The 10088-nt window shown below is 32.0% G+C and carries 8 protein-coding genes and 1 other annotated feature; of the genes, 1 reads left to right on the top strand and 7 read right to left on the bottom strand.

The window, feature by feature from the left end; translation table 11 throughout:
- Positions 1-343: 343 nt before the first annotated feature.
- The 7 genes from EUBIFOR_RS00885 to EUBIFOR_RS00915 form a co-directional block, all read right to left on the bottom strand.
- On the bottom strand, positions 344-1345 hold the full coding sequence (locus EUBIFOR_RS00885; protein ID WP_040466011.1) for a sugar transferase: 1002 nt from the start codon (positions 1343-1345) through the stop codon (positions 344-346).
- A gap of 36 nt (positions 1346-1381) precedes the next feature.
- The gene (locus EUBIFOR_RS00890; protein ID WP_003864000.1) at positions 1382-2899 is read right to left on the bottom strand and encodes a glycosyltransferase; all 1518 of its coding nucleotides are present in this window, start codon (positions 2897-2899) and stop codon (positions 1382-1384) included.
- 3 nt (positions 2900-2902) lie between these two features.
- A complete protein-coding gene (locus EUBIFOR_RS00895) occupies positions 2903-3445 on the bottom strand; it encodes a hypothetical protein (protein WP_003864001.1) in 543 nt (180 codons plus the stop codon).
- Between the two features lie 65 nt (positions 3446-3510).
- Positions 3511-4710 (bottom strand): glycosyltransferase, encoded by a 1200-nt coding sequence (locus EUBIFOR_RS00900; RefSeq protein WP_040466032.1) that lies wholly within the window; start codon positions 4708-4710, stop codon positions 3511-3513.
- A gap of 52 nt (positions 4711-4762) precedes the next feature.
- Positions 4763-5263 carry a transcription termination/antitermination NusG family protein gene (locus tag EUBIFOR_RS00905; RefSeq protein ID WP_003864003.1) on the bottom strand — a complete coding sequence of 167 codons (501 nt, stop codon included), beginning with the start codon at positions 5261-5263 and terminating at the stop codon, positions 4763-4765.
- 101 nt (positions 5264-5364) lie between these two features.
- Positions 5365-7995, bottom strand: a complete 2631-nt coding sequence (gene alaS / locus EUBIFOR_RS00910; RefSeq protein WP_003864004.1) for an alanine--tRNA ligase — start codon at positions 7993-7995, stop codon at positions 5365-5367.
- Positions 7996-8028: 33 nt separating this feature from the next.
- Positions 8029-8223 (bottom strand) — a binding site (T-box leader).
- Positions 8224-8232: 9 nt separating this feature from the next.
- Complete coding sequence (locus EUBIFOR_RS00915) at positions 8233-9513, bottom strand: aminotransferase-like domain-containing protein (RefSeq protein ID WP_040466012.1); 1281 nt, start codon at positions 9511-9513, stop codon at positions 8233-8235.
- Positions 9514-9608: 95 nt separating this feature from the next.
- Here EUBIFOR_RS00915 and EUBIFOR_RS00920 point away from each other — a divergent pair.
- Positions 9609-10088: ECF transporter S component (locus EUBIFOR_RS00920; RefSeq protein WP_003864006.1), on the top strand; the 480-nt coding region annotated here is incomplete at its 3' end.

Here is a 10088-nt window from a genome sequence, read left to right on the forward strand (position 1 = left end):
GAGCAGCAGCCATTCCCTTTAAAAGATTGTTCGATTTTTTTCTTCTTATATTCTTTTTCTTTTTCGACATTCTACTCATTCCTTCCCAAAAAACTTTTATATTTCTATATAGCCCATAAATTAGAAATAAAAAAATCAAGCAGAGTACACGAAAAGATGCACTCTTCCCTTACTAGGTTTAATAGTAAACGGAAAGCTTGATTTATTCAAGTAAAAAAACACGATTTCTAACCAATTTTTTTAAAAAAATCTACATTTGTTAATATGCGTGAACATATATTAAAATAAGCATATAAATAATATAACCGGTATGCTAACCAAAGTTATATTTAGATAAACTCATCTAGTCCAAAGCCATGATTGTATCTACAAATAATTTCTTAGTAAAATAGCCATTATTTATTAAATATTGTACATGTTTTAAATTCGAAACCATCTGATTATAATTATCTTCTGTACAATTTTGAACCATCTCATTAGCCTCTTCTAAACTTGAAACAACAAAACCAATATTATTTTCTTTCACAAAATCTGCATTTGATAAATAATCAGGAACTATAACCGGAATACCTGCTGATAAATAAGAAGCTAATTTATAAGAACAATTCATTTTGTAGTAATCTGGTTCATCCTTAGGATTTTCTTGATTCCCCCAAACCAAACCAAAACCACCCTTAGATAATTCAAGCAATAATTCTGTTTTATTTAACCATCCACCAAAATGTACCTTAGAATAATCATAATTCTCCATTTTGTTTCCAAAGACATGTAATTCGGTATTATAATGCCAATTTTCAACAAAAGGAAAACGAGAAATATCCCCCGTAAAATATAATTTTCTTTTAAATGACGGACTATAAAGTGTCTGATCCACAGTAAAATCCCACATATGTTGTACTATATATTTTTTGACTGTTAAACCTTCTTCAACCAAACGACAATACATCTTTTCTGATGGCACTATTACAATTTCAGCTTTATTATACATTGAAATAAATTTTGACATTAAATAATAATTACTTTCAAATTGCAATGGTTGAACATCCTGTATAAACATTACTACACGACAACCATATGCTTTCAATTTATCTACCAAACCATTATCCCAATCTACCCCATTCCATGTTGGTGATTGAAAAAAAACAACATCTCCAGGTGATACACGCGCAATTATTCCATCATATCTTGAACTCAATTCATTCATTGGTTCGTTACTTGAATCATAGATATATACTGCTAATTCATTAAAGCCTAGATTTCTAGCTATATTCCTCACTTCATGTTGAGAAATCAAAACTACACTTTTTGGTGAAAAGCCATATATATTTGTAACATGAACATTCATTTTCCATTCTCCTTTCAAAAATATAAAACCATTTATTTAATAAAGTATTTCTTTCCACTTTTCTGCAATTTTATATATTAAAAAATTGTTAGCTAACTCATATGAGTTATTGCTAAATTCATTAAGCATATCCTTATTGTTTAATATTTTTAATATTTTTTCAGCAACACTTTCCACCAATTTAATTTCAGTTTCTACACTCTGATTATAACTATAATCAATAAGATACCCATTATAATTTTCTTTTATAAATGTAGTATTTCCGTACGGCACATCCAATCCAATTAGTGCACACCCGGATGCTACCGCTTCTAAAAGTGTTAAGCCAAATGTTTCAAACATTGACATTGAAATATATAAATCATAATTTTGATACACGTTTTCCAATGATTGATGTCCCATAAATCTAATATAGCTTTCAGCATTATTTTCTTTAACAATTTTTCTTAATCCATCTTCAACATCTTTATCCCCTTTACCATAAACATCTAAAGTTATCTGTCCATTTGAATTATGTGCTTCAATTACTGCTCTAATAATCAAATCTATTCTCTTCTCATTCACTAATCTAGATGCTGTGATAATCGAATTTGGCTTTCTGTCATTCGTAATGCATAAATGTTCGATAGAACCTACAGGTATCACTTTAATTTTTGGAATATCGTATTTATAATCACTAAGTACATTCATTAAATCTATTCTTTGCTGTTCTGTTGAAACTATAAATGAATCAATATATTTAGAATATTTAAACCAATAATAATATTCATAACTCAAATACAGTGCATATTGACATTGATAAGGTTCAAAATAATGCCCCGAATGAATTACACAAATTTTTTTACAAGGTAATCTTTTTTCAAAAATTACATCATTAAATTTTAAATCATATGCTCGATCCAAAAGTAAAACATCTTTATCATTCAAGTCTAATGAATCAAAAAATAAATCTAATAAATCATATTGGTTTAACATTTTACCACTACAAAGAAAATAATTATCACCAATCTGTTCAAAACAAATCTCTCCATTTTCTTGATAAAAAGATCTTTTTACAATTTTTGCATAAAGACTACCATCTTCATTTTCAGACGTCACAAAAAAATCTGAATAAACTATTCCACCTGAATAAAAATCTTTTTTGATCAAGCAGTTCTCTTTGAAATAAATGATCTCATAAAAATAACGCTGATCATGAGGCAAAGTATGTATTTCACATACCAAAAAGCCATCCTTCCAAAATTGTATATTATTTTCTAAACGTACAATATTGGATATATTCATACTTGTTTTAATCACTTGTATCATAGATTCTGTTTCGTCAACGAATTCAAAATGATCTCTTTTCGTTAACTTCAAATGAGGAGTCAACATTTTTGTAACTGGGATACCAGTATTTTTATATAACATGATATCTCTCATATCGGGAAATTCAGTAAATACATATTTACTATCTAATCCTATCTGACCAAACATTTTTTCTCGATATCCTTGAGCATTGTCAATTCCATTTGGACTAAATCCAACTAATAAATTAAATACATATACCGACATAATTTACCCTTCTATAAAGCTTTCTACATATTGAACAAATTCTGTATAAGAATAAAACATCTTAACTTTATTCAATTCATTAACAAAAAACACTTCATTTCGATGATGTATAGTTAAAACTTCTTTATTGTCATCCGTATAAAATGATGTCATTAACAAACCCATATTTTGATCATAATACTCTGTAAAAAACTTCAATCCATATAAATCATAATAATCTGTTTTAAAGTTAAACCCATTATTTAACCACTCTACTTTATGAACATTTCTTTTGATTATTGGTTCTTTAAAAAATACACTTGCCTTTTTCTCACCTTGATACATGATTTGCCCATTATCCCATTCTGGATAAACACACCAAAATTCAGGAATATCTAAATTATTATAAAATAAATCCGAATATTCATGTTGATATTTATTATAGTAATTAATTAGTATTCTATACGGAGATAAAACAGTCTTCTGCCCATCCTCATGACCAAAAATGTATTTATTATCTGGTAAATCATCAAACTCATCTTTATAACATTCTTCTAACAATCTCATTACCTTTCACTCCTATTAAAAGTGGACATAGAATCATCCACCATTTTCAGCCTATACACTTATAATTATAAATTTTGTAGATATTCATTTATATCTTTTATCATTTTTTCTACATCATTGTCTTTATAAATGTAATTCAACCCCGAGACATCATGATTTGTACTTTCAAATGAATAAATCGGCTTGCCAATCTTGTGAACTCTATTGATAATATAATCAACTTCCCCTTCATAATTAACATCCAAATAAATGTCCATCGTATTTAATACCTCAGTCTCTTTAAAAAGATTAAATTCTGGATATAGCGAAACATTCATGTACTTTTCTAAAGAGACAACTCGAGGGCCAAATAAAGTATGTGCTAATATATGAAAATTAACATTAGGCAAATTCTTAATCAATGCTTCAATACCATGTAAATCCTGCGTATTTGTATAAATAACCGCATTGTGTTTTGGCACATCAATTAAATTATTAAAGCTCTCATACACTCTTGGCTCATTCAATATCATTTTATCCCAGGATATTCCATGATAGAACCACCAAACCTCTTTAAAACGTGTCATATTATACATTAGCCAAGGCTTATGGGTATATGTATAATGAATTACTTTAGGAATTCCATCAAACAATTTATACCATTCCATATTTCCAATCATATGTTCTTGACTATCCGAACCAACCTGTAAATTGTAAGTTAACGGTAATCTATACCATTTATCCTTAAATAATATATTTAATATTCCTTGATCACCGTAAACTTTTTCATGATATTCAACAGTTAATTTAATTAATTTGTTTAAAATGTCATTCTCTCTCCAATATTTATTATTAATTAATAGCACACCAGAATTAAATCCATCATTTGTAGTCGGTAAATCAGGAACTGCCGCAACTGGATAATTTTTCAAATCCAAGTTAAATAGACCATCTAAGCTTTCAGTTACTATAATGTCACAATCTAAATAAAGCACCTTTTCTTCACTTACATAGTCCGGAATTAAATAACGAAAATAAGATTGATAATTTATGTGCTCTGAAGGACATCTAAACTTTTTAAAACTATCACCCGAAACCTTAATATTTAATATTTCCGAATTGAAATAAGACAATCTCTTTGTCATCAATCGAAACCATTCAATTGGCAGATCCTCATTTAAAATATAAAACTTAATATTCTTATTATGCGCGCAAATAGACTTAATTGTTGTTTCCAACTTATCCATATAACTATTATCACACGCTAAAACAATCGCATTTCTCATTACCACAACACCTCCCATAAGAAAAAATGGACATGTTGTTAACACATCCATACTATTCTGGAATCGTAACTCCAACTTTCCATATTTGATTCAAAAAACTAAGATTCAACGTAGCCAAACGATTATGCTTATCATACTTCACAATATAATCATCCATATTTTTTAGTGGACCTTGAGTCACATGAATCTTATTATTCACTAATTCACCATACGACATTCTTAGAACCTTTTCATCATCCAACAACATATTCAAAATACGAATCTCCTCATCCGTTAAAGCTGAAACTTCCTCTTCATATTTCAATTCATGAATAAAAACACTCTGCAAAGGAAACTTTTTAAAGATCGCATCCACTTCAACCTGAGAAAGTTTACTCACCACAAATACATACCCACCAAATAAAGATCTTTGTTGAATCTGTTTTGAAACTCTATGATAAAATTCCATCTTCGGACTAAAAGCGTAAATACCATCATTCTCATTCAAATATTTACATACCTCTTCTTCCTTAGAACGAATGGTCAATAACACATACCAATGTTCATTATTCATACGTAAAACCCTTTCAATACATACAAAAATTATAAAATGTATATTTCGTTATGTCAATTTCATAACAAAAAGGATATGCACATGGCATACCCTAATATCTTTTATAAGCTTTTTAATTCTTCTGTGATCGCATTGATTGCTTCATCAACCTTAGAAGCATCCTTACCACCGGCTTGAGCCATATCTGGCTTTCCACCACCATTACCAGAACAGATTTGAGCCGCTTTCTTAACCAATTGACCAGCATGTACACCAGCCTTAACAGCCTCTTTACCTGCACCAGACACAAAGACAACCTTTTCACCATTTGTATTCACAAAGAACACAACCATCTTGTCATCATTAGCCTTTAAGTTAGAAACAATATCCTTTAATGCACCCGCATCCATGCCAGAAACAGACTTGATCAATACATTGACTTTTCCAAAGTCTTTAGCTTCTGTAGCCCATTCTTTAGACTTCAAAGTAAAGATTTGATTTTTCAAATTATCAATTTCCTTTTGCATATCATGCATCGTCTTATAAGCAGCCTCAACCTTTGTATCAATATTCTTAATACCCTTTTGTTTTGCACTATCCGCAATATTTTCTAACATTGCATGTTCAGACGCAAAATCTTGGTAAGCCGCAAACTTAGTTTTAGCCGTAATACGACGAGAATCCGAACCAATACTTTCCTCACTAATAATCTTACATAAACCAATTTGAGCTGTATTTTCTACATGACATCCTGCACAGAATTCTTTCGATACATCCCCCATTGTTACAACACGAACTGTATCTCCATACTTTTCATCAAATAATGCAGTTGCACCAGACTTTTTAGCCTCTTCAATAGGCATAATCTCTTTCGTAACTGGATAAGCCGCACTAATATATTCATTCACAATACGTTCTACTTCAGCCAATTGTTCAGCTGTAACCTTTTCATAATGATTAAAGTCAAAACGCAAATATTCAGGACAATTATAAGATCCAGCCTGGTGAATATGATCCCCCAACACTTTAACTAAAGCAGACTGCAACAAGTGTGTACAAGAGTGGTTCGCTGTAGTTGCCAAACGATCTTTGACATTTACTTCACCATGTAAAGACATGCCCTTCTCTAATACACCACCATTGATTTTAACCGTATGGATATGTTGTTTATTACGCGTCTTTTGAACATCTAATACTTCAACATCTACACCATCCGCACTAAATGTACCTTTATCCGCAACCTGTCCACCACTTTCGGCATAGAAACAAGTCTTATCTAAAATGATCATTCCTTCATCTTCTAAAGAATCCACCATTTTACCCTCTGCATTAAATAACGCAATGATTTTACCATCACAAGTTAAATGATCGTAACCAATAAATTCACTAGGCTCATTGAAGTTCATTAACTCTTCATTTTGAGACGCAAAAGAATCCTTTACATTACGCGCATTACGAGCACGCTCTTTTTGTTTATTCATTTGAGCATCAAAATCTTCATGACTCACTGTAATACCACTTTCCTCGGCAATTTCTTGTGTTAATTCAAATGGGAATCCATAAGTATCATACAATTTGAAGACAACTTCACCACTCAACTTACCATCTTTAGCCTTGCTGATTTCATCATCCAATAAAGCTTGACCAACCTTTAAAGTCTTCTTGAAAGTTTCTTCTTCCACCTTAATCAATTTTTGGTTGAATTCAACATGCTCTTGTAAGTATGGATAGAAATCCTCCATTAAATCCGCAACAACAGGAACTAATTTATATAAGAATGGTTCATCCAAGCCTAATTTTAAACCATAACGAACAGCACGACGAAGAACACGACGAAGCACATATCCACGACCACTATTTGAGAAGTTAGCACCATCACTCAATGCGAAAGTTACTGTACGAACATGGTCCGCAATGACACGATATGCCATCTTATATTCCCCTTCATAAGGATGTTTAGCCATAGCTTCAGTGGCACGAATAATAGGCAAGAATAAATCGGTATCGAAGTTTGTTTCACCATCCTGAACTAAGGCAACCAAACGCTCAAGACCCATACCTGTATCAATATTCTTCTGAGGAAGTTCTTTATAATCTTTACGATCAATACTTGGATCACAATCATATTGAGAGAATACAACATTCCATACTTCTACATAACGATCATTTTCCATTTCATCAAAGAATAATTTTTCTCCTAAACCTTCAGGATCATATTTTTCTCCACGATCAAAGAAAATTTCACTGTCAGGTCCACCAGGTCCCTTACCAATTTCCCAGAAGTTATCATCTGTCTTTAAGATATGACTTGGATCTACACCACAAATTGTAGTCCATACTTCATAAGCACGCGCATCATCTGTATATACAGACACATACAATCTGTCCTTATCAATACCCATCCATTCTTCGCTTGTTAAAAATTCCCATGCGAACTGGATTGCTTCATCCTTAAAATAATCTCCAATTGAGAAGTTTCCTAACATTTCAAAGAATGTGTGGTGACGAGCTGTACGCCCAACATTTTCAATATCGTTTGTACGAATTGACTTCTGCGCATTCGCAATACGATTTGAAGCTGGTTTTTCACTACCATCAAAATATTTTTTCAAAGCCGCAACACCCGCATTGATCCACAATAAAGTTGGGTCATTATGCGGAATCAAACTTGCGCCCGGTTCAATCATATGTCCTTTTGATTTAAAATAATCCAAGAACATCTGACGAATCTGATTACCAGTTAATTGTTTCATCTTTCTTTCCTCCAATAAAAAAACGCTCCTATTTCTAGGAACGTATAATTACGCGGTACCATCCTAGTTCATTTTCCAAAATAGAAAATGCCCTCAATTCACTCGTTAACGCCGACTACGTTTCAACTCCAAAGTAGCTTCAAAAATAAATTTCTGAAAGGCTTTCACCAAACGCCCTCTCTCTAGACAAGAAAATTACTTTCTACTTATCTTCTTCACTGTCGAATCGCTAAAATTTTAACACTCTTTCACCAATTCTGCAAGACGAATCACACCATCTTTCATCAATTCTTTATCCATACTCGCAAAAGATAAGCCTATCCCACTACTTGAATAACTAACACCCATCCAATTGGATTCACACAAAGACTTGAACTTTTCCATATCCACATCCAACTCAATCCAATACGCCATATACGTTTCATCCAATATATAAGAAACACTCAGATATGTATCCAACAACTTCTTTAAATACAAATGCTTCTCTCTATACTCACGCACCAATTTCCTTAAATGCTTCTGCAAATACCCATCCATAATATACTGACTAAAAGCCACCTGCTCTAGTTTACTTGCCGTAGGACCAAAGAAAGAAGCACAATACTTCTTCGTATATTCCTCATTTAAGATCATATATCCAATACGAAGACTGGGAAGTAAAAGTCTTGAAAAAGAAGAAAAATAAATCACATGATTCGACATCGAACATAAACTCGTCTTAATTTTAGAAGCATACACAAGCTCCCCATTATAATCATCTTCTAAAATCAATATATGACTTAGTCCAACCAACTCTTTTCTCATCTTTTCAGACATAGACTGACGATTCTTACTAAAACAAGTTGTATTCACATACACAACATCCACACACTTCGTTTGAATATCTTCAATAAAATGATCTGGATCTAAATATTTCACAGAAAAGCCATAACTTAAAAATACTTGTTTAGCTTGTTCATCCACCAAAGTTGACAAGCCAATCACCTTTTGTTTATCCAACATTCCACAAAATATATACAACAAAGACTGATAGTTAGAACCAATCACCATCTGCTCAGGAAAACACAATATATTTCGATTTTGATATACATACTTACACAAAGCCTGTCTTAAACCATACTCCCCTTGGGCTAAACCATAACTTGACATTAACTTCTTATCATTCAATACATTCTTTATATATCGTTTCCAAATCGATGTCTCAAATGAATCAATCGAAACCGATTGAATTCGAAAATCATAATCATATTCCTTTTCTTTGTGACTTGAAGAATAATCCAAGATTTCATGATGCAATAAAACCCTTTCCGGATTCATACTCACAACATACCCAACCTTTTCTTTACTTGAAATAAACCCATCTAACACAAGCTTATTATAAGCTAGCTCCACCGTTGTCTTAGACACATTCATCTTCTTGACACATTCACGAATCGAATCGACACGATCCCCATATTTTAAGATTCCAGAAAGAATCGACTCCCTATATGTATTATAAATCACTTCATATTTCTTCATCATCTGTCCCCTATTTATTTTTTATAATTGTATATTTTTTTAAATACAGAAACAAGTATAATAGTCATTAAGTTGTAAGAAAGAAGGAAATAATCATGAAAAATAAACAAACCTATGAAATCGTATTAACAGGACTTGGCATGGCACTTGTCTTTGTGGCAACCATGTTTATCAAAGTTCCAAACGCACTCGATGGATATTTCAATCTAGGCGATGGATTCATCCTATTATTCGCAAGCTTTTTAAATCCATTTGAAAGCTTCTTAATTGGAGGACTAGGAAGTGCACTAGCCGATGTAGCCGGAGGATATGGACACTACTTCTTTTTTACCCTAGTCATTAAAGGACTTGAAGGAATTGTCGTATCTCTACTGATGAAAAATTACTCTAAACCCAAACAAATCTCAAGCTACGTATTAGGATCTATCATTATGGTCTTTGGATACTTCATCGCCAAATATATGTTAAAAGGAAGCTGGATCGTTGCCGCTAGTGAAATTCCAGCTAACATTGTACAAGGTGTAGCTGGCATTGTGATTGCACTAATCGCCTATCCAATGGTCAAAAAATCGTAC

It is taken from the genome of Holdemanella biformis DSM 3989, assembly GCF_000156655.1.
In the GTDB taxonomy this organism is placed as follows: Bacteria; Bacillota_I; Bacilli_A; order Erysipelotrichales; family Erysipelotrichaceae; genus Holdemanella; species Holdemanella biformis.

Excerpts from the sequence above, each read along its gene's own strand:
- EUBIFOR_RS00885 (WP_040466011.1), bottom strand. The coding sequence starts at position 1,345 with ATGAATGTTCATGTTACAAATATATATGGCTTTTCACCAAAAAGTGTA.
- EUBIFOR_RS00890 (WP_003864000.1), bottom strand. The coding sequence starts at position 2,899 with ATGTCGGTATATGTATTTAATTTATTAGTTGGATTTAGTCCAAATGGA.
- EUBIFOR_RS00895 (WP_003864001.1), bottom strand. The coding sequence starts at position 3,445 with ATGAGATTGTTAGAAGAATGTTATAAAGATGAGTTTGATGATTTACCA.
- EUBIFOR_RS00900 (WP_040466032.1), bottom strand. The coding sequence starts at position 4,710 with ATGAGAAATGCGATTGTTTTAGCGTGTGATAATAGTTATATGGATAAG.
- EUBIFOR_RS00905 (WP_003864003.1), bottom strand. The coding sequence starts at position 5,263 with ATGAATAATGAACATTGGTATGTGTTATTGACCATTCGTTCTAAGGAA.
- alaS (WP_003864004.1), bottom strand. The coding sequence starts at position 7,995 with ATGAAACAATTAACTGGTAATCAGATTCGTCAGATGTTCTTGGATTAT.
- EUBIFOR_RS00915 (WP_040466012.1), bottom strand. The coding sequence starts at position 9,513 with ATGAAGAAATATGAAGTGATTTATAATACATATAGGGAGTCGATTCTT.